The sequence below is a fragment of the Leclercia pneumoniae genome, assembly GCF_017348915.1.
Classification (GTDB): domain Bacteria; phylum Pseudomonadota; class Gammaproteobacteria; order Enterobacterales; family Enterobacteriaceae; genus Enterobacter; species Enterobacter pneumoniae.
In genome coordinates, this window is sequence record NZ_CP071383.1 from 3,317,069 (window position 1) to 3,337,346 (window position 20,278).

Consider the following 20,278-nt stretch of genomic DNA (forward strand, 5'->3'; position numbering starts at 1 on the left):
CAAATAACAGGACACTCTCTATTGCATGGCAATTAAATTAGAAGTGAAGAATCTTTATAAAGTATTTGGCGAGCATCCACAGCGTGCGTTCAAATATATCGAAAAAGGACTTTCGAAAGAGCAAATTCTGGAAAAAACAGGGCTATCGCTTGGCGTTAAAGACGCCAGTCTGGCCATTGAAGAAGGCGAGATTTTTGTCATCATGGGATTATCCGGTTCGGGTAAATCCACTATGGTTCGCCTTCTCAATCGCCTGATTGAACCCACCCGCGGACAGGTGCTGATTGATGGTGAAGATATTGCCAAAATATCTGATGCCGAGCTCCGCGAGGTGCGCAGAAAAAAGATTGCAATGGTCTTTCAGTCATTCGCCCTCATGCCGCATATGACGGTGCTGGATAATACCGCGTTTGGCATGGAATTAGCGGGCGTACCCGCACAAGAGCGCCAGGAAAAAGCGCTGGATGCGTTGCGTCAGGTTGGGCTGGAAAATTATTCGCATGCTTACCCGGATGAACTTTCCGGCGGGATGCGACAGCGTGTCGGATTAGCCCGTGCATTAGCCATTAATCCCGATATTTTATTAATGGACGAAGCCTTCTCAGCACTCGATCCCTTAATTCGTACCGAGATGCAGGATGAACTGGTAAAACTGCAGGCGAAACATCAGCGCACCATCGTGTTTATTTCCCACGATCTGGACGAAGCGATGCGTATTGGCGATCGTATTGCCATTATGCAGAACGGTGAAGTGGTACAGGTCGGCACCCCGGATGAAATACTGAATAATCCGGCCAATGATTATGTGCGCACCTTCTTCCGTGGCGTGGACATTAGCCAGGTCTTTAGCGCAAAAGATATTGCCCGTCGTACTCCAAACGGCATTATTCGCCGCACGCCAGGTTTTGGCCCGCGCTCGGCGTTGAAACTGCTGCAGGACGAAGATCGTGAATTCGGCTACGTCATTGAACGTGGTAATAAATTTGTAGGCGTTGTCTCCATCGACTCTTTGAAAACCGCCCTGGGCGACAATCAGGGAATCGATGCGGCGTTAATCGACTCTCCGCTCGCCGTGGATGCCGAAACGCCGCTCAGCGAGTTGCTCTCTCACGTTGGCCAGGCACCCTGCGCGGTACCGGTCATCGGTGAAGAACAACAGTACGTCGGCATCATCTCAAAACGCATGTTGCTGCAGGCTTTAGATCGCGAGGGGGCAAACAATGGCTGAACAAAACCCGTGGGGCACCACTGAAGCGGCGGATAGCGCTGCACAATCTGCGGACGCGTGGGGTTCATCCACACCCGCACCCACCGATGGCGGCGCGGCAGACTGGCTGAATAGCGCGCCAGCGCCGGCACCGGAACACTTTAATATTATGGATCCCTTCCATAAAACCCTGATCCCACTGGATAGCTGGGTGACCGAGGGGATCGACTGGGTAGTGACCCACTTCCGCCCCGTATTCCAGGGGATCCGCGTCCCGGTGGATTATATTCTGAATGGTTTCCAGCAGATGTTGCTGGGTATGCCCGCGCCGGTAGCTATCGTGCTGTTCTCGCTCATCGCCTGGCAGTTTGGCAGCGCGGGAATGGGGATTGCCACGCTGATATCCCTGATTGCCATTGGTGCCATCGGCGCCTGGTCGCAGGCGATGATCACCCTGGCGCTGGTGCTGACCGCCCTGCTCTTCTGCGTAGTGATTGGTTTGCCGATGGGGATTTGGCTGGCACGAAGTCCGCGAGCGGCAAAAATCATTCGCCCGCTGCTGGATGCCATGCAGACCACGCCAGCTTTCGTCTACCTGGTGCCCATCGTCATGCTGTTTGGTATCGGCAACGTGCCGGGTGTAGTGGTGACAATTATCTTCGCCCTGCCGCCAATTATCCGCCTGACCATACTGGGCATTAACCAGGTGCCAGCGGACCTGATCGAGGCCTCACGCTCCTTTGGCGCCAGCCCGCGTCAGATGCTGTTCAAGGTGCAGTTACCACTGGCGATGCCGACCATTATGGCCGGGGTTAACCAGACGCTGATGCTGGCGTTGTCGATGGTGGTTATCGCCTCGATGATTGCCGTTGGCGGCCTGGGCCAGATGGTACTCCGCGGCATTGGCCGTCTTGATATGGGACTGGCTACCGTGGGTGGCGTGGGCATTGTGATCCTCGCCATCATCCTTGATCGCCTGACTCAGGCAGTCGGCCGCGATTCACGCAGTCGCGGAAACCGTCGCTGGTACACCACCGGCCCGGTGGGTCTGCTGACTCGTCCATTCACGAAGTAATCCTGTTGTTGCCCGGCGGCATCTCTCTGCCGGGCCAGCAGCACCCCTCCAAAAACGAAGGAACAACGATGCGACATAACATTTTATTTGCCACAGCGTTTGCCACCCTTGTCTCTACCAGCGCATACGCCGCTGACCTGCCAGGCAAAGGCATTACCGTTCAACCGGTTCAGAGCACCATTTCGGAAGAGAGCTTCCAGACCCTTATCGTCAGCCGCGCGCTGGAAAAACTCGGCTACACCGTTAATAAGCCGAGCGAAGTGGATTACAACGTGGGCTACACCTCGATCGCCTCCGGTGATGCAACCTTTACCGCTGTAAACTGGCAGCCGCTGCATGATGATATGTATGCTGCTGCGGGCGGCGAGAAAAAATTCTACCGTGAAGGGACGTTTGTCACCGGTGCAGCGCAAGGTTACCTGATCGACAAAAAAACGGCGGATAAGTACCACATCACCAATATTGAACAGCTGAAAGATCCGAAGATCGCCAAACTGTTTGATACCAACGGTGATGGCAAAGCGGACATGATGGGCTGCTCACCGGGCTGGGGCTGCGAAGCGGTTATTAACCACCAGAACAAAGCCTTCGACCTGGAGAAAACCGTTGAGGTAAGCCACGGTAACTACTCTGCGATGATGGCCGATACCATCGCCCGCTTCAAAGAGGGCAAGCCTATCATCTATTACACCTGGACCCCGTACTGGGTCAGCGATGTGATGAAACCGGGTAAAGAGGTGGTGTGGCTGCAGGTACCGTTCTCCTCCCTGCCCGGCGAGCAGAAAGATATCGACACTAAACTGCCAAACGGTATGAACTATGGTTTCCCGGTGAATACCATGCACATCGTGGCTAACAAGGCCTGGGCTGAAAAGAACCCGGCTGCGGCGAAGCTGTTCTCGGTCATGAAGTTGCCGCTGGCAGACATCAATGCTCAGAATGCGATGATGCACGCAGGAAAATCCTCAGAAGCCGACGTTCAGGGCCATGTTGATGGCTGGATTAAAGCCCACCAGCAGCAGTTTGACGGCTGGGTGAAAGAGGCGCTGGCCGCGCAGAAGTAACTCCCCTCCCCCCACCCTCTCCCTCCGGGAGAGGGTATTTGAATTCCCTCACCCTCCTGGTCAGGGAAATTCAAAGCGCACAATCCATCACGTAACAATTCCCCAACATTCACATTCATCCGTTATTATGGTTTCCGAATCGATAATCACTTAACTAATGATTTCAGACCATAATGACCAAAACTTCTCAAGGACTTAGCCCGGCACTGATCTTACTGATGTCAGTCGCAACGGGTCTGGCTGTCGCCAGCAACTACTACGCGCAACCTCTGCTCGATACCATCGCCCGCGCCTTTAACCTTTCGGCGAGCTCTGCGGGTTTTATCGTGACCGCCGCCCAGCTCGGCTATGCCGCCGGCCTGCTGCTGCTGGTTCCACTTGGGGATATGTTTGAACGCCGCTCCCTGATCGTTTTCATGACCCTGCTCGCCGCAGGCGGAATGCTGATCACCGCCAGCAGCCAGTCGCTGAGCATGATGATCCTCGGCACCGCCCTGACCGGGTTATTCTCGGTCGTGGCGCAGATCCTCGTCCCGCTGGCCGCTACCCTCGCAGCCCCGGAAAAACGCGGCAAAGTGGTGGGTACCATCATGAGTGGCCTGCTGCTGGGCATTTTGCTGGCGCGTACCGTGGCGGGATTACTGGCCAGTCTCGGTGGCTGGCGCACGGTGTACTGGGTGGCAAGCGTATTAATGGTGATCATGGCCATCGCCCTCTGGCGCGGCTTGCCAAAAGTGAAGCAGGAAAACCATCTTAACTACTTCCAGCTTCTCGGCTCCGTATTCAGTCTGTTCACGCAGGATAAACTGCTGCGTACCCGCGCCCTGCTGGGCTGCTTCACCTTTGCAAATTTCAGTATTCTCTGGACCTCCATGGCCTTCCTGCTGGCCTCTCCCCCGTTCAACTATTCCGAAGGGGTAATTGGCCTGTTTGGTCTGGCAGGCGCGGCGGGAGCGCTGGGCGCGCGGCCTGCAGGTGGACTGGCAGACAAGGGCAAATCACACCTCACCACATCAGCCAGTTTGGTTCTGCTGCTGCTCTCCTGGTCAGCCATCTGGTATGGGCATCTCTCGGTACTGTCGCTGATTGTTGGCATTCTGGTGCTGGATCTCACCGTGCAGGGCGTGCACATCACCAACCAGACGGTCATCTATCGCGTGAAGCCGGATGCCCGTAACCGTCTGACCGCCGGATACATGACCAGCTACTTCATTGGCGGCGCGGCGGGGTCGCTGATCTCTGCCTCGGCGTGGCAACATGCGGGCTGGGCTGGGGTGTGCCTGGTGGGTAGCGTGATGGCACTTCTGAACCTGCTTGTCTGGTGGCGCGGTTATCATCGCCAGGAGGCAATTACTTAAGCTTTACATTGCTTTGGGGCTTCTCTGGGTGCAAGAAGCCCCGCAGTCTGTTAAGGTGGCGGAAACATTTATCCCTGAAATTTTAATGTGGGTGATATATTTACGAACCGCATGAATAACCAGCCCATCGCACCTTCTTCGACATTTCACGCTGTTTCAGATCACCCAATCCTCTTTTCTCTGGGCACCCGCCCGACCGTCTCTTTAAACACCGGGACACGGATTCACCCGGCACTTTATGGCAGTGACATAAGCTTTGCGGATTTTAACCGCACAAATAATTCATTTACATTATTTGTCACTGTCGTTACTATATCGGCTGTAATTAATGAGGTTATGCCCAAATGGATAGTTCGTTTACGCCCATTGAACAAATGCTTAAATTTCGCGCCAGTCGTCATGAGGATTTCCCGTATCAGGAGATTCTGCTGACCCGTCTCTGCATGCACATGCAGGGCAAATTGCTGGATAACCGCAATAAGATGCTGAAAGCTCAAGGGATTAACGAGACGTTATTTATGGCGTTGATTACGCTGGAGTCTCAGGAAAATCACAGTATTCAGCCTTCCGAACTGAGTTGCGCGCTGGGTTCATCCCGCACCAATGCAACCCGTATCGCTGATGAGCTGGAAAAACGCGGCTGGATCGAACGCCGTGAAAGCGACAACGATCGTCGTTGCCTGCATTTGCAATTGACCGACAAAGGTCACGCATTCCTGCGTGAGGTATTACCGCCTCAGCACAATTGTCTGCACCAACTCTGGTCTGCTCTTAGCGCCTCCGAGCGCGACCAGCTTGAGCACATCACTCGCAAGCTCCTCACCCGTCTGGATCAGATGGATGAAGACGGTGTCATTCTTGAGGCACTGCGCTAACGCGACGACTCGCTCGACAATCCAGATTTATAAGAAAACCGACAGGCCAGCACGTCATACTGCTGGCCTTTCTGATAACAGGTCGGCACAGCCGATGTGAAAATAAAAAGATCGTGGAGAACAACAATGAGCGCAAATGCGGAGAATACCCCCCCGCAGCAACCAGCCAGTAAGAAAGGCAAGCGTAAAAGTGCCCTTCTTCTGCTGACCTTGCTCTTTATTATTATTGCCGTGGCATATGGGATCTATTGGTTTTTAGTACTGCGTCATTTTGAGGAGACGGATGATGCGTACGTGGCAGGGAACCAGGTACAAATTATGGCGCAGGTGTCAGGCAGCGTGACGAAAGTCTGGGCTGACAACACCGACTTTGTGCAGAAAGGCGACGTGCTGGTCACGCTCGACCCGACCGATGCACAGCAGGCATTTGAAAAAGCGCAGACCGAGCTTGCCTCAAGCGTGCGTCAAACGCGCCAGCAGATGATTAACAGTAAGCAACTTCTGGCCAGCATTGAGGTGCAGAAAACTGCCCTGGCGCAGGCGCAGAGTGACTTCAAGCGTCGTGTTCCGCTTGGCACCGCCAACCTGATTGGCCGTGAAGAACTGCAGCACGCCCGTGATGCAGTGGCCAGCGCCCAGGCGCAGCTTGACGTCTCTATTCAGCAGTACAACGCCAATCAGGCGATGATACTGAATACCACGCTGGATCAACAGCCGGCGGTTAAACAGGCCGCCACGGAAGTGCGTAACGCCTGGCTGGCGCTTGAGCGTACCAAAATCGTCAGCCCAATGACCGGCTACGTTTCTCGTCGTTCCGTTCAACCCGGCGCGCAGATCAGCACCACAACACCGCTGATGGCCGTGGTTCCGGCGACGCACCTGTGGGTCGATGCCAACTTTAAAGAGACTCAGCTGGCGCATATGCGTATTGGCCAGACCGCGACCGTGGTGAGCGATATCTACGGCGACGAGGTGAAGTACACCGGTAAGGTGGTGGGTCTGGATATGGGGACCGGCAGTGCGTTCTCCTTGCTGCCTGCGCAGAATGCGACGGGCAACTGGATCAAAGTGGTTCAGCGTCTGCCGGTACGTATCGAGCTGGATGAGAAACAGCTGGCGGATCATCCCCTGCGTATTGGACTTTCGACCCTCGTGACCGTTGATACGACCGATCGTGACGGACATATGCTGGCAAACCAGGTACGCACTAACCCGGCGTATGAAAGTAATGCCCGTGAAATCAGCCTTGAGCCTGTGAACAAGCTGATTAATGACATCGTGAAGGCGAACGCCGGTTAATCCGAAGGTGAGCGTTATGCAGCAGCAAAAACCGCAAAAACCACTGGAGGGGGCGCAACTGGTCATTATGACCATTGCGCTGTCGCTGGCGACGTTCATGCAGGTGCTGGACTCCACCATTGCAAACGTGGCGATCCCCACCATCGCCGGCAACCTGGGCTCGTCGCTGAGCCAGGGAACCTGGGTCATCACCTCGTTCGGGGTAGCGAACGCTATCTCGATCCCCATTACTGGCTGGCTGGCAAAGCGCGTCGGTGAAGTGAAGCTGTTCCTCTGGTCCACCATCGCATTTGTGATTGCCTCCTGGGCCTGTGGGGTATCAAGCAGCCTGAATATGCTGATCTTCTTCCGCGTATTACAAGGGATTGTTGCCGGGCCGTTGATTCCGCTGTCGCAAAGTTTGCTCCTGAGCAACTATCCGCCAGCGAAGCGATCTGTTGCTCTGGCGCTGTGGTCAATGACGGTGATCGTTGCGCCGATTTGCGGCCCTATCCTCGGCGGCTTTATCAGTGATAACTACCACTGGGGCTGGATCTTCTTCATCAACGTCCCGATCGGCGCCATTGTGGTGCTGTTAACGTTACAGTCACTGCGCGGTCGGGAAACCCGTACTGAACAGCGGCGTATTGATGGCGTGGGGCTGGCGTTACTGGTACTGGGTATTGGTAGTCTGCAAATCATGCTCGACCGCGGTAAAGAGCTGGACTGGTTTGCCTCTCAGGAGATCATCGTCCTGACCGTGGTGGCGGTGGTGGCGTTAAGCTTCCTGATTGTCTGGGAGTTGACCGATGAAAACCCGATAGTCGACTTATCGCTATTCAAATCGCGAAACTTTACCATCGGCTGCTTATGTATCAGCCTGGCCTATATGCTCTACTTCGGCGCGATCGTTCTGTTGCCGCAGCTACTACAGGAAGTGTACGGCTACACGGCCACCTGGGCAGGCCTGGCCTCGGCGCCCGTTGGGGTCATTCCGGTGCTGTTATCGCCAATTATTGGTCGCTTTGCCCATAAGCTGGATATGCGTCGGCTTGTGACGTTCAGCTTTATTATGTACGCGGTCTGTTTCTACTGGCGTGCGTATACCTTCGAACCAGGAATGGACTTTGGTGCCTCTGCGTGGCCACAGTTTATTCAGGGCTTCGCGGTTGCGTGCTTCTTCATGCCACTGACTACCATTACGCTCTCCGGCTTGCCGCCCGAGCGCCTGGCTGCGGCATCAAGCTTGTCGAACTTCACCCGTACGCTGGCTGGCTCCATTGGTACGTCGATTACGACCACTCTATGGACTAACCGGGAATCGATGCACCATGCGCAGCTTACCGAATCGGTGAACCCGTATAACCCGAACGCGCAAGAGATGTATAGTCAGCTGCAGGGTATGGGGATGACCGATCAGCAGGCCTCCGGCTGGATTGCCCAGCAAATTACCAACCAGGGACTGATTATTTCGGCTAACGAGATTTTCTGGATGTCTGCGGGGGTATTTATTGTCTTGCTGGGGCTGGTATGGTTTGCGAAGCCGCCGTTTGGTGCAGGCGGTGGTGGCGGAGGCGCCCACTAAGCGCGTCATCAAAACAAAAACGGATCTGCATGCAGATCCGTTTTTTTATGCCTATTTAATGCCGATGATCTTCACCGTAATGATGGAGACCGTGCCCGGCGGTACAAGCCCTGGCACGCCCTGTTCACCGTAAGCCTGCTTAGCGGGGATTATGATTTTGGCTTCACCGCCGAGACCAAGTCTGGTGGCCACCAACCGGAACAGCGGTGGCAGGTCTTGCACGCGGCTGGCGCGCACCTCTTTACTAGACATCACTTTACCCGTGCCCAGTACTTCATCAAGCTCGGTAATAATATTGCTCTGCCCATTAACCAGTGGTGCTTCACCCTGCTTGATGACACGGTAAATCGAACCATCTGCCGTTTTTACAGCGCCTTTTTCTTTTGCCGCCTTGCTGAGGATCGCTTTACTCTGTTTTTCGTTTTCAGAGAGCGTAGACGCCAGCTGTTTCTGCTGCTGTTTATCCAGCGTGGTCAGTTCTTTCGTGATCTTCGCCACCGGGAGTTGCAGCTGGTTGTTTACCTTATCGTTGAATCCCTGGGTGAATGCTTTCAGATCGAACTTCTTGCCCAGATCGGTCATTTTTATTTTTTCACGATCGGCGGCCTGACCATACCAACTGCCAATGGCATAGCTGGTTTGGGTATCTTTTGCTGCACTGGTATCAACTTTAACGCGCGGCTGTCCGCTAACAGGCTTCGTCTCTTTCGCTGCCTTTTCGCTGGCTGCCTGTTCCGTCTTCAGCTTCTCATTAAGGTTCGTCAGTTCGGTAAGAGAAGCGGCCTGCGCTTTCAATTTCTCATTCAGCGCAGCATTTTCTTTGTTAACAGACTCCAGCTTCTTACTCAGTTCGGCAGCCGCCTTGTCGTTGCCGACCACATTTTTTTGTACGGATATCAGCGACTCCTGAGAAGCGATGACCCGCTTCGCATCTTCCAGCTGGCTGAGCGTGATGTCAGATTTCAGCTGCATGTTTTTCAATGCGGTCTCCTGCTCCGCCAGCTTCGCGGCAACAGTTTGCTTCTGCGTGGTGAGGCCGGAAAGCTGTTGTTCACCCGCCTGTAGCTTCGCTTTTAGCTCTTCAACCTGTCTGGAAAGATGGGCTGAGAGCGTATTCGCGCTCGCCAGCTTTTGAGCCAGCTCGCTGCTTTTTTGATCCGCAGTGAGACGGGTGGCTTTAAGCGCGGCCAGCTCATCTTCCAGCGTTTTTTTCTGCGCTTTAAGATCGTTCAGTGTTTTATTAAGCGCTTCGCCCTGAGTGGTAAAGGTCGTTTCAGTCGTCTGCTTTTGCGCTTTCAGGTCGGCAAGCTGCTTTTCCAGCAGCTGCGATTTTGCTTTTAACGCTTTTGCCTCTTCATCCATTTGCGTGGCGCGCGCCGTCGCACTGGCTAACTGCTGTGTCAGCTGCAAGCTCTGCTGCTCTTTGCTGCCAGTGGTATTTTTCAGTGCAGCAAGCTGCTCATCGAGCGTTTTTTTCTGCAGCTTAAGCTCGGCGAGCTCTTTGAGCATGGAGGCACTTCTGGCTGCCATCTCGCTTTCAGCACTTTGCTTCTGGGTTTTGAGCGTAGAAAGTTCCTTTTCCATCTGCTGAGACCGGGCTTTCAGCCCTTCTGACTCTTTAGCCAACTGCGTCGTTTTTGCTGTCGCGCTGGCTAGCTGTTCCACTAGCTGAACATTTTTTTGCTGCGAACCGCTGCTGCTGTTTTTCAGGGCGGTGAGCTGATCGTCCAGCGATTTTTTCTGCGCTTTGAGGTCACTGAGCTGTCCCTCAAGCGTCGTAATTTGTGACTTGAGTTCAGCAAGTTCTTTAGTCTGAGCCCTGTCTTTGGTGGTCAGCGCAGTTTCTGCACTCTGCTTCTGCGCCTTCAGTTCGGTCAGCTGCTTTTCCAGCATCTGCACTTTTGACTTCAGGGTGGCAGACTCCTCCATGGTACGCGCAACGCGCGCTTTTTCTGCAGCAAACTGTTCTGCCAGTTGCGCACTTTTCTGGTCCTTATTGCCACTGGCGCTGACCAGCGCGGCGAGTTGATCGTCTACATTTTTTTTCTGGAGCTTGAGATCGGCAAGATCTTTGATCAACGTCGTGGTCCGGGTCGCCAGCTCATTATCCGCGGCCTGTTTCGCTATTTTGAGCTCAGAAAGTTGCTTTTCCAGAAGCGTCACTTTTGATTTCAGGGCTGCGGACTCTTCAGTCGTCTTTGCAGCACGCGTTTTTTCTGCGGCTAACTGCTCTGCCAGCTCTGTGTTTTTTTTCTGCGAACCAGTACTGGCCGTATTCAGAGCGATAAGGCGTGCATCCAGCGCCTCTTTCTGAAGTTTGAGTTCGGCAAGCTCTTTGACAAGGGCCGTGCTTTTGGTCGCCAGTTCGCTATCCGCAGCCTGTTTGCCTTTTTTCAGTTCGGCGAGCTGTTTTTCCAGAAGCTGTACTTTTGACTTCAGGGCGTCAGACGCTTCGGCCATTTGGGTGGAACGCGCTTTCTCAGCGGCTAACTGCTCTACCAACGCTGCGCTTTTTTTCTGTGCGCCACTGCTGTCAGTTTTCAGGGCCGCAAGTTGACCGTCCAGCGCTTCTTTCTGAAGCTTAAGGTCACTGAGTTCTTTAATCAGGGCCGTGCTTTTGGTCGCCAGCTCGGTATCCGTAGCTTGCTTCTGTACTTTCAGTTCTGAAAGCTGCTGTTCCTGACGCTGCAATTTTGCCTTCAGCGCGGCTGACTCTTCAGACGTGCGAGTCACGCGCGCTTTCTCAGCGGCAAGCTGTTCTGCCAGCTCTGCGCTCTTCTGCTGCGTGTTGCCACTGGCGGCTTTAAGAGAGGCGTACTGCTCTTCCAGAGTCTTGTTCTGGCTTTTCAGTTCGGTGAGTGCTTTGTTTAACGCAACGCTCTGGGCCAGAGCAGCTGCCAGCTGTTCTGATTGCTGGGTGTTCTTTTGCGCTGTTTCGCCGCTGCGCGTCTCCAGACCAGAGAGTTTTGCTTCCAGCGCCTGTTTCTGCTCACGAAGGGCGATTAGCTCTTTATTCAGCGCATCGCTTTTTGCGTTTGCCTGGTTAAGCTGTTCAGTAAGTTGCTGGTTCTTTTGTTTATCTCGTGAAGCGCTATTTGGAAGCGTGGCTGCAAGACTGTCCAGGGCTAACTGTTGTGCATTACCCGCCGGCTGCTGCTTCAGCTTTGTAAGTGACTGCTCATGCGCCTGCACACGTTTTTTTTCATTAGCCAGCGCCTGTTCCAGAGTCAATTTTTCACGCTCAATCTCCTGGAGGGAGTGGCCTAATCCTGTGATGGTGGCGTTCGCTTTACGGAGTTCTTCGGTCAGCCCGGCCACTTTTTTACGCCAGGTTGAACTGTCTTGCGAAGCCACAGGCAACGGCTTTGCCTGTGGCTTCGCTGGACGAGGGGCGGTTTTTATCGGCGGGGATTCAGGAACTGCAGCCGAGCTCTCAGTAGAACTAAAAGGGCTCGTGGGATCGTTGCCGATGATTTTTTCGTTACTTAACTGTTCGAGCAGGTCGGTATTAGCTGAATAACTACTCCCACTGGATAAAAGCAATCCACAATAAAGAGTAGCAGTCACGTATTTTTTCATAGATTATTCATTTCGTTCGCGCGTTTCATCATATTGGAATAAACGCTGTTTTTTATTCTGACGCAAACTAACGAGACCTTCTTATTAATTTCCGTCAGCATAACTTCTGAGGCATTGGCATCAACCAGAGATTTGTTTGTTTCATAAATTCTGTAGTTTTTGTTAGTGTTTTCGAACTGTTTACGGTAGCCTTCATAAGCCGCAGGATCCAGCTTCTGGAGCGCGGAGAACTCCTGGTAGCACTGCACCTCCTGCTTACGCGCTTCAGGCTCTTTCGCAATAGGGGTGGTATTAACGGTGCTGCATGCAGATAAAATAAATGCGGAAATTAGCACTGCTGAGCCTGAAACATAACTTTTCATAAATTCCTCTAAATAAACATTAATTTGCGACAATCGGGTCCGATATTATTAATACAACAGATAGTTTAAGACAACTTAATGTTAGAATTTTATTGGTCAGCCGCAAACCGACCTCAATAGTAAAACACTACGGGCACAATTCACATTACTGAAGAATTTTTTAGGATTTAATAAAGGGAATAATGACAGGATGTAATAATAAGAACCGGCACCTCATGAAAAAGTGCCGGTATGATCGCTAGATATGCAGTTCTTGCAGTTTTTCTTTCGGCAGGGCAAGTTCATCGTTGCTGTTCACGCGTACGTCACGTTCGATGATGTGGCGTGCAATCTCTTGCGCCTCTTCCAGCGAGTGCATCTGATATGTTCCGCACTGGTAAACATTCAGTTCCGGAATCTGGTTCTGCTCTTTTACTTTCAACACGTCGGCCATTGCCGCTTTCCAGGCATCCGCTACGCGGCTCTCTTCCGGTTGACCGATCAAGCTCATATAGAAACCGGTACGGCAACCCATCGGGGAGATATCGATAATCTCAACGCCGTTTCCGTTCAGGTGATCGCGCATAAAGCCTGCAAACAGGTGCTCCAGGGTATGAATACCGCGCTCCGGCATCACTTCTTTGTTTGGCACGCAGAAACGCAGGTCAAATACGGTGATTGTGTCGCCGTGCGGGGTATTCATGGTCTTCGCAACACGTACAGCAGGGGCTTCCATACGGGTATGGTCGACAGTAAAGCTATCTAATAACGGCATACGTCACCTCCGAAAGTGATTTTTTTAAAATTAATTGAACTCTTCGTTTCAACGCGAGTCTGAGTATATGAAAGACGCGCATTTGTTATCATCATCCCTGTTCTTCAGAGATGTAAGTTTGGCCACAGCGATGTGGCCTTTTTCTTTTCTGTCAGCTGTTCTTCGCCAGAAACGCTGCAAATGGCTCAGTATCTGCCGCTTCAATCTCTTTCTGACGCAGTTGCGATGCTTCACGCTCCGCGATAAAGTCGGCTTCGCTTATCACTTCCAGCGGTTCGCTTTTCAACATCTCACGATACTGCGCAGATAGCGATCGGCCTGTGCCACCAATGCCTTCATCAATCATAGAACGCAAAATACGGGCTGAAAACGTCAGTTCAGGATTGTCGAAGCTCTCTACAAGCTCATCGCAAACCTGTTGATAGGCTTCTCCGCCGTAGACGCTGTCCAGCGTCTGCGCGACGCGTTTCAGATCGCGGAACAGATCTTTCCCGACTTTTTGTAACGGGAACTGCGCCGTTTCACAGCCCATGCCTAGCGTCAGGCCCGGTTTACGCCCTTCCAGGATCACGCGATTCCAGTTAGTGCGGGTACATAACAGTTCATCAGCGCTCATCTCTGGCGCATCCGCCAGCACGCACCAGACCATGAAGAGATCGAGGAAACGGACTTGCTGCTCATCTACGCCAATTGGCGAGAAGGGATTAATATCCAGCGAACGAACTTCAATATATTCAATACCGCCACGCTGCAGCGCGTCAGAAGGTGTTTCACCACTGCGCGTTACGCGTTTAGGACGAATTGGCGCGTAGAGTTCGTTCTCAATCTGAAGAACATTGCTATTAATCTGTAGACGCTTACCGTCGCGTTCCAGCCCAATGGCTTCGTACTCTTCAGACGGGGTTTTAATCGCCCGCTTCAATCCTGCCACATACTCGGTCAGATCGTTAAACGTAATTCCGAGATTGCTTTGCGATTTATTGGTATAACCCAGGTCGCTGAGACGCAACGAGGTAGCATAAGGCAGGTAATACATACCACAATCGGTTTTTTCGAACGGCAGTGTGGTCGGTTTACCTTGCAGGAATGACGAGCAGATCGCCGGCGATGCGCCGAACAGGTAGGGGATGACCCAGCCAAAGCGATAGTAGTTACGGATAAGACGTAAATAGCCCGCAGAGATCGCCTCTTTATCTGTTTCACCACACTTCGCCTGCCAGAATGCCATCGGCAATGAGAAGTTGTAATGGACCCCAGAAATGGTCTGCATCAATGCGCCATAGCGATTTTTCAGCCCTTCACGATAGAGCGTCTTCAGGCGGCCGATATTGGAGGTGCCATATTGCGCCAGTTCAATATCCTGCCCCTGCTCAATGTAGCAAGGCATACTAAGAGGCCACATCCGCTCATCACCCAGTTGACGGGCGGTGTAACGATGAATGTCGCGCATAATCGTTAGCATATGGTCAATATCGCCATCTACTGGCGTTATGAACTCAAGCAGCGCTTCGGCGAAATCCGTGGTGATCCATTTATGGGTCAGCGCAGAGCCCAGCACTTCAGGATGGCCCGTTGTTGCAAGTGAACCATCTTCGTTTACGCGCAGCGTTTCGCGTTCAAGACCACGCTGAATACCCTTCAGAGCCTGAGGGTGGTTTTCCAGCCAGGCCAACGCCTGTGATACGTCCGGGATCAATTCGACCTCCCGCCTGTCAAAATCATTTTATTTAGCATAATTGTAATGGTTTAGGGTCACAAACAGTCCAATTAGTGCCACCACGACATGCCCTGTAAGGTTGCTACCGCCACAAGGACATAGCGTAACGCTTTACCAAGCGTTAAAAAAAAGAGCACCGGCCCCCAGGAGATGCGCATCCATCCCGCCAGCAGGCACAGCAAATCGCCTATTACAGGCATCCAGCTTAATAACAGCGTGGCAGCGCCATAGCGTTTTAGCCAGTTAACTGCCTTTTCCTGCCAGCGCGACGTTTTGCGAAGAGGAAAGAAACGCCCAAGAATAACGTTAGTCAGCCCTCCAAGGCTATTACCCATTGTTGCTATTAAGACCAGCAACCAGGGCTGACTCACGCCTGACAACAACATCGCGATCAGCACAACTTCGGAATTACCGGGCAGAAGGGTAGCGCTTAAAAAACTGCTGGCGAATAACGAAGCGAGTGACAGCAGTTCACTCACAGTCTGCGAACGTCCACTGCCGCCATGCCAGCCGCGTGCGCCGCCTGAAGACCAAAATCAGCATCTTCGAAGACAACGCATTTTTCAGGTGATACACCCATCCGTTCTGCGCAAAGCAGGAAGGTATCCGGAGCGGGTTTGTGATTCTGGACATGATCGGCAGCAACAACCGCCGTGAAATAGCGACGCAGGTCAAGATGTGCTAGTAAGGCTTCTGCCATCGCGCTTTCGCTCCCGGTGCCAATAGACATCGGGCGACGGCCATACCACTCTTTAACCACGTCAATTAACGGAAGGGGACGCACGGTATCCAGCAGCATCGCTTTTACCGCGTCACTCTTTTCTCGGGCAAGTAGATACGGATCGAGATCCGCCTGATTTAATTCGATAACCGCCTGTGCGATACGCCAGGTTGGCGAACCGTTAAGCGCCACCATCGCCTGTAGATCGAAACGCATCCCGTAGCGGCCAAGAACATCATCCCAGGCTTTACGGTGAGTGGGTTCGGTATCCAGGATGGTGCCATCCATATCGAAGATCAGACCGTCATACTGTGCGTACATCGAGCTTCCGCCAAACGATTAACAAAACATTACTTTAACGTAAACAGCTGTTTTTGTCGCTGATAGTCAAAGCGTTCGCTGACGAAATGGTGAAGGAATAAACGAATGAAGGGGGATGTTCTGGGGAAACTTAGAATTAGGAAACAACAGTGTTACTGCTATCGCAGAGAAGATGGTGCATCCGGGAGGATTCGAACCTCCGACCGCTCGGTTCGTAGCCGAGTACTCTATCCAGCTGAGCTACGGATGCATCGGGATTGACTGCTGTACTGCTTGATACTACATACCGCTTTGAAAACGACATGAAGTAATAGATGGTGCATCCGGGAGGATTCGAACCTCCGACCGCTCGGTTCGTAGCCGAGTACTCTATCCAGCTGAGCTACGGATGCATCGGGATTAACTGCTGTACTGCCTGGTACCACATACCGTTTTGAAACGACATGAAGTAAAAGATGGTGCATCCGGGAGGATTCGAACCTCCGACCGCTCGGTTCGTAGCCGAGTACTCTATCCAGCTGAGCTACGGATGCATCGGGATTTACTGCTGTACTGCCTGGTACCACACACCGTTTCGAAAACGACGTGAAGTAAAAGATGGTGCATCCGGGAGGATTACTCGGCTGCGCCTCACCCTTCGGGCCGTTGCTGAAGCAACGTTATCCTCTCTGGAGCCTGCAATTTTTTCGCAGACCATGAAACAACAGTATTGCTGCTATCTCAGAGAAGATGGTGCATCCGGGAGGATTCGAACCTCCGACCGCTCGGTTCGTAGCCGAGTACTCTATCCAGCTGAGCTACGGATGCAAAATGGCGGTGAGGCGGGGATTCGAACCCCGGATGCAGCTTTTGACCGCATACTCCCTTAGCAGGGGAGCGCCTTCAGCCTCTCGGCCACCTCACCACACAACGCCTCTTTCGAGTGCTTCGAGTAACTCGTTAAGAGCTTCTCGTCGCTGCGTGGCGCATATATTACTTTCTGAGACTTATAAGTCAAACAATTTTCCATGCACTTTTTCTGTTTGCACAAATCGCAGGCAATTCGCATGTAAAAGAGGCAAAGAGGGTGTTTTATAAACGGATTTTGCGGGCATTTACGCAACGAAGTGCCATCAACCAGGCGAATAAAGATGAAGATAAGCAAAGAGAGACGGTGAAAAACAGCGAAATTGAAATAGAAAGGTAACTTTAAGCAGGAAGAATGGCAGGAGGGTTGCGTCTCGCCTGAAAGCGAGACGCGATAATATCAGTAACTGGACTGCTGGGATTTTTCAGCCTGGATACGCTGGTAGATCTCTTCACGGTGTACAGAGACCTCTTTAGGGGCGTTCACACCAATACGAACCTGGTTACCCTTTACCCCTAAAACTGTCACGGTGACCTCATCCCCAATCATGAGGGTCTCACCAACTCGACGAGTCAGAATCAGCATTCTTTGCTCCTTGAAAGATTAAAAGAGTCGGGTCTCTTGTATCCCGGCATTATCCATCATATAACGCCAAAAAGTAAGCGATGACAAACACGTAAAGTGTAAGCAGTCACGGCATCACATTCTGTTAAACGTAAGTTTAGCCGATATACACAAACTCAACCTGACTTTATCATTATCGATAGCGTAGAGCGAAGTACGCCATAACACATAGGTTATGGCGTCTGTTTACGCTTTTTAGTTATTACAGTTTGGAACTCACCCAGCTTTCAACGCTGGTTAACGCTGCAGGAAGTGCCGCCGCATCCGTACCACCGGCTTGCGCCATGTCTGGACGACCGCCCCCTTTACCGCCCACTTGCTGAGCGACCATACCAATCAGTTCCCCTGCTTTAACACGGTCGGTCACGTCCTTAGACACGCCAGCAATCAGAGAAACCTTACCTTCAGCAACGGTCGCCAGCACAATGACTGCCGAACCGAGTTGGTTCTTCAGGTCATCGACCATGGTACGCAGCATCTTAGGCTCAACACCAGCCAGTTCACTGACCAGCAGTTTAATACCTTTAATTTCAACCGCTTTGCTGGAGAGATTTGCACTCTCCTGTACTGCCGCCTGCTCTTTCAGCTGCTGCAGCTCTTTTTCCAGCTGGCGAGTACGTTCGATAACGCTACGCACCTTCTCGCCCAGATTCTGGCTATCGCCTTTCAGCAGCTGTGCGATATCGTGCAGTTGATCGCTCTCAGCGTGCAGGTAAGCCAGCGCGCCTTCACCGGTGACCGCTTCGATACGACGAACGCCCGCCGCCGTTCCGGATTCGGACAGAATACGGAACAGGCCAATATCGCCCGTGCGAGAAGCATGCGTACCGCCACACAGTTCAGTAGAGAAGTCGCCCATGCTCAGCACACGAACACGCTCGTCATACTTCTCACCAAACAGTGCCATCGCCCCTTTTTGCTTCGCCGCATCGAGATCCATGATCTGAGTTTCGATTGGCAGATTGCGACGGATTTGGGCGTTCACCAGATCTTCCACCGCGCGGATTTCAGACGGTTTCATCGCTTCAAAGTGAGAGAAGTCGAAACGCAGCACTTTATCGTTAACCAGCGAGCCTTTCTGCGCAACGTGCGTCCCTAATACTTCACGCAGGGCTGCGTGCATCAGGTGAGTTGCGGAGTGATTCAGACGAATACGCGCACGACGCGCTTCATCAACGACAGCTTGTACGCCCTCGCCCACTTTCAGTGAGCCGGAGGTCAGCGAACCTACATGACCAATCGCCTGGCCATATTTTTGCGTGTCGTTTACGGTGAAGCTAAAGCCGTTACCTTTCAGCACGCCCTTATCGCCCACCTGACCGCCGGACTCGGCATAAAATGCGGTTTTATCGAGTACAACAACGGCATCCTGACCCGCGGTAATGCTCTCTACCGCTTTGCCGTCAACAAACAGCGCCGTCACTTTGCCGTTCAGTTCCAGATGGTCATAACCCTGGAATTCAGACGCGCCATCCACACGGATCATCGCGTTGTAGTCAGCACCGAAACCGCTGGATTCACGCGCACGACGGCGCTGCTCTTCCATTGCGGCTTCAAAGCCCGCTTCGTCTACCTTAATGTTACGCTCACGGCAAACGTCAGCCGTCAGGTCAACCGGGAAGCCGTAGGTGTCATACAGACGGAAGGCCGTTTCGCCATCCAGCGTGTCGCCTTTGAGTTTCGCCAGTTCATCATCCAGCAGCGCCAGCCCACGCTCCAGCGTACGGGCAAACTGCTCTTCTTCGGTTTTCAGAACCTGCTCTACCTGCGCCTGCTGGCGTTTCAGCTCATCGCCTGCTGAGCCCATCACGCTAACCAACGGCCCAACCAGCTTGTAGAAGAAGGTATCTTTCGCGCCCAGCATGTTGCCATGACGAATGGCGCGACGAATGATGCGACGCAACACATAACCACGGTTTTCGTTCGACGGAATGACGCCGTCCGCAATCAGGAACGCACAAGAACGAATATGGTCAGCAATGACGCGCAGAGATTTGTTGCTCAGGTCGGTCGCACCAGTGACCTCTGCAACAGACTTAATCAGCGTGCTGAAGAGGTCAATATCGTAGTTGGAGTTAACGTGCTGCAGAACCGCGGCAATACGCTCCAGACCCATCCCCGTATCGACGGACGGTTTCGGCAGCGGCTCCATGGTACCGTCAGCCTGACGGTTGAACTGCATGAAGACGATATTCCAGATCTCAATGTAGCGATCGCCATCTTCTTCCGGGCTGCCCGGAGGGCCACCCCAGATATGGTCGCCGTGATCGTAGAAGATCTCGGTGCACGGACCGCAAGGGCCGGTATCGCCCATCTGCCAGAAGTTGTCAGACGCATAAGGTGCGCCTTTGTTATCACCGATGCGAATGATACGTTCGCGCGGGATACCGACCTTTTTTTCCCAGATTTCGTATGCTTCGTCGTCGGTCTCGTAAACAGTAACCCACAGACGCTCTTTCGGCAGGTTGAACCAGTTTTCACCGGTCAGCAGTTCCCATGCGTACTGAATTGCATCGTGTTTGAAGTAGTCGCCGAAGCTGAAGTTGCCCAGCATTTCAAAGAAGGTGTGGTGACGTGCAGTGTAACCGACGTTTTCCAGGTCGTTGTGTTTACCGCCCGCACGCACGCAGCGCTGCGAGGTGGTTGCGCGGGAATAATTACGCTTGTCGAGACCAAGGAAAACATCCTTGAACTGGTTCATCCCGGCGTTGGTAAACAGTAATGTTGGATCGTTGTTTGGTACCAGGGAGCTGCTGGCAACAACCTGGTGTCCCTTACTATGGAAAAAATCGAGAAACGCCTGACGGATCTCAGCGGTGCTCTTGCTCATAATTATCCTGAAATCAAGCTAACGAAATGTCATAACCAGCCTGGACACACACTGTGTTGGACAGACCAGCTACTGGAAAAA

15 protein-coding genes and 5 tRNA genes are annotated in these 20,278 nt (G+C 52.7%); 7 read left to right on the top strand and 13 right to left on the bottom strand.

Translation table 11 applies throughout. The features are described 5' to 3' along the window. Nucleotides 1-25 precede the first annotated feature (25 nt). From proV to emrB, 7 genes are all read left to right on the top strand, one after another. Nucleotides 26-1,228: a glycine betaine/L-proline ABC transporter ATP-binding protein ProV gene (gene proV / locus JZ655_RS16085; protein ID WP_207292276.1), complete on the top strand. Its 1,203-nt coding sequence runs from the start codon at nt 26-28 to the stop codon at nt 1,226-1,228. After that, the gene (proW, locus tag JZ655_RS16090) at nt 1,221-2,282 is read left to right on the top strand and encodes a glycine betaine/L-proline ABC transporter permease ProW (RefSeq protein ID WP_040074305.1); all 1,062 of its coding nucleotides are present in this window, start codon (nt 1,221-1,223) and stop codon (nt 2,280-2,282) included. Before proV ends, proW begins: the two co-directional genes overlap by 8 nt. 68 nt (nt 2,283-2,350) lie before the next feature. Further along, nucleotides 2,351-3,346, top strand: coding sequence for a glycine betaine/L-proline ABC transporter substrate-binding protein ProX (gene proX, locus JZ655_RS16095; protein ID WP_207292277.1), 996 nt, complete (start codon nt 2,351-2,353; stop codon nt 3,344-3,346). 173 nt (nt 3,347-3,519) lie between these two features. Further along, a complete protein-coding gene (locus JZ655_RS16100) occupies nt 3,520-4,704 on the top strand; it encodes an MFS transporter (RefSeq protein WP_040074303.1) in 1,185 nt (394 codons plus the stop codon). A 344-nt stretch (nt 4,705-5,048) separates the two neighbouring features. Next, the gene (gene mprA / locus JZ655_RS16105; protein WP_207292278.1) at nt 5,049-5,579 is read left to right on the top strand and encodes a transcriptional repressor MprA; all 531 of its coding nucleotides are present in this window, start codon (nt 5,049-5,051) and stop codon (nt 5,577-5,579) included. Between the two features lie 126 nt (nt 5,580-5,705). Then, a complete protein-coding gene (gene emrA / locus JZ655_RS16110) occupies nt 5,706-6,878 on the top strand; it encodes a multidrug efflux MFS transporter periplasmic adaptor subunit EmrA (RefSeq protein ID WP_207292279.1) in 1,173 nt (390 codons plus the stop codon). A 16-nt stretch (nt 6,879-6,894) separates the two neighbouring features. Beyond that, on the top strand, nt 6,895-8,442 hold the full coding sequence (gene emrB, locus JZ655_RS16115) for a multidrug efflux MFS transporter permease subunit EmrB (protein WP_040074298.1): 1,548 nt from the start codon (nt 6,895-6,897) through the stop codon (nt 8,440-8,442). 51 nt (nt 8,443-8,493) lie between these two features. Here the strand turns inward: emrB and JZ655_RS16120 are convergent, their stop codons facing one another. The 13 genes from JZ655_RS16120 to alaS form a co-directional block, all read right to left on the bottom strand. After that, nucleotides 8,494-11,796, bottom strand: a complete 3,303-nt coding sequence (locus tag JZ655_RS16120) for an FKBP-type peptidyl-prolyl cis-trans isomerase N-terminal domain-containing protein (protein WP_207292280.1) — start codon at nt 11,794-11,796, stop codon at nt 8,494-8,496. 221 nt (nt 11,797-12,017) lie between these two features. Continuing rightward, the gene (locus JZ655_RS16125) at nt 12,018-12,383 is read right to left on the bottom strand and encodes a hypothetical protein (RefSeq protein WP_207292281.1); all 366 of its coding nucleotides are present in this window, start codon (nt 12,381-12,383) and stop codon (nt 12,018-12,020) included. 238 nt (nt 12,384-12,621) lie between these two features. Next, nucleotides 12,622-13,137: an S-ribosylhomocysteine lyase gene (gene luxS, locus JZ655_RS16130; protein ID WP_040074294.1), complete on the bottom strand. Its 516-nt coding sequence runs from the start codon at nt 13,135-13,137 to the stop codon at nt 12,622-12,624. A 151-nt stretch (nt 13,138-13,288) separates the two neighbouring features. Next, nucleotides 13,289-14,833, bottom strand: coding sequence for a glutamate--cysteine ligase (gene gshA, locus JZ655_RS16135; protein WP_207292282.1), 1,545 nt, complete (start codon nt 14,831-14,833; stop codon nt 13,289-13,291). Nucleotides 14,834-14,904: 71 nt separating this feature from the next. Next, complete coding sequence (locus JZ655_RS16140; protein ID WP_046886122.1) at nt 14,905-15,333, bottom strand: YqaA family protein; 429 nt, start codon at nt 15,331-15,333, stop codon at nt 14,905-14,907. Further along, nucleotides 15,330-15,896: a fructose-1-phosphate/6-phosphogluconate phosphatase gene (gene yqaB / locus JZ655_RS16145; RefSeq protein WP_207292283.1), complete on the bottom strand. Its 567-nt coding sequence runs from the start codon at nt 15,894-15,896 to the stop codon at nt 15,330-15,332. The genes JZ655_RS16140 and yqaB overlap by 4 nt, the downstream gene beginning before the upstream one ends. A 173-nt stretch (nt 15,897-16,069) precedes the next feature. Next, nucleotides 16,070-16,146, bottom strand: a tRNA-Arg gene (locus tag JZ655_RS16150). 65 nt (nt 16,147-16,211) lie between these two features. Next, nucleotides 16,212-16,288 (bottom strand) — tRNA-Arg (locus JZ655_RS16155). 64 nt (nt 16,289-16,352) lie between these two features. Next, nucleotides 16,353-16,429 (bottom strand) — tRNA-Arg (locus JZ655_RS16160). A gap of 197 nt (nt 16,430-16,626) precedes the next feature. Next, nucleotides 16,627-16,703: transfer RNA gene (locus tag JZ655_RS16165), tRNA-Arg, on the bottom strand. A gap of 4 nt (nt 16,704-16,707) precedes the next feature. Next, nucleotides 16,708-16,800: transfer RNA gene (locus tag JZ655_RS16170), tRNA-Ser, on the bottom strand. A 342-nt stretch (nt 16,801-17,142) separates the two neighbouring features. Beyond that, nucleotides 17,143-17,328 carry a carbon storage regulator CsrA gene (csrA, locus tag JZ655_RS16175; RefSeq protein ID WP_000906486.1) on the bottom strand — a complete coding sequence of 62 codons (186 nt, stop codon included), beginning with the start codon at nt 17,326-17,328 and terminating at the stop codon, nt 17,143-17,145. A gap of 241 nt (nt 17,329-17,569) precedes the next feature. Next, nucleotides 17,570-20,197: an alanine--tRNA ligase gene (gene alaS, locus JZ655_RS16180; RefSeq protein ID WP_207292284.1), complete on the bottom strand. Its 2,628-nt coding sequence runs from the start codon at nt 20,195-20,197 to the stop codon at nt 17,570-17,572. Nucleotides 20,198-20,278 lie beyond the last annotated feature (81 nt).

Coding starts and splice junctions, on each gene's coding strand:
- luxS (WP_040074294.1), bottom strand. CDS start 13,137: ATGCCGTTATTAGATAGCTTTACTGTCGACCATACCCGTATGGAAGCC.
- proW (WP_040074305.1), top strand. CDS start 1,221: ATGGCTGAACAAAACCCGTGGGGCACCACTGAAGCGGCGGATAGCGCT.
- proV (WP_207292276.1), top strand. CDS start 26: ATGGCAATTAAATTAGAAGTGAAGAATCTTTATAAAGTATTTGGCGAG.
- JZ655_RS16100 (WP_040074303.1), top strand. CDS start 3,520: ATGACCAAAACTTCTCAAGGACTTAGCCCGGCACTGATCTTACTGATG.
- csrA (WP_000906486.1), bottom strand. CDS start 17,328: ATGCTGATTCTGACTCGTCGAGTTGGTGAGACCCTCATGATTGGGGAT.
- JZ655_RS16125 (WP_207292281.1), bottom strand. CDS start 12,383: ATGAAAAGTTATGTTTCAGGCTCAGCAGTGCTAATTTCCGCATTTATT.
- emrB (WP_040074298.1), top strand. CDS start 6,895: ATGCAGCAGCAAAAACCGCAAAAACCACTGGAGGGGGCGCAACTGGTC.
- emrA (WP_207292279.1), top strand. CDS start 5,706: ATGAGCGCAAATGCGGAGAATACCCCCCCGCAGCAACCAGCCAGTAAG.
- mprA (WP_207292278.1), top strand. CDS start 5,049: ATGGATAGTTCGTTTACGCCCATTGAACAAATGCTTAAATTTCGCGCC.
- yqaB (WP_207292283.1), bottom strand. CDS start 15,896: ATGTACGCACAGTATGACGGTCTGATCTTCGATATGGATGGCACCATC.
- proX (WP_207292277.1), top strand. CDS start 2,351: ATGCGACATAACATTTTATTTGCCACAGCGTTTGCCACCCTTGTCTCT.
- alaS (WP_207292284.1), bottom strand. CDS start 20,197: ATGAGCAAGAGCACCGCTGAGATCCGTCAGGCGTTTCTCGATTTTTTC.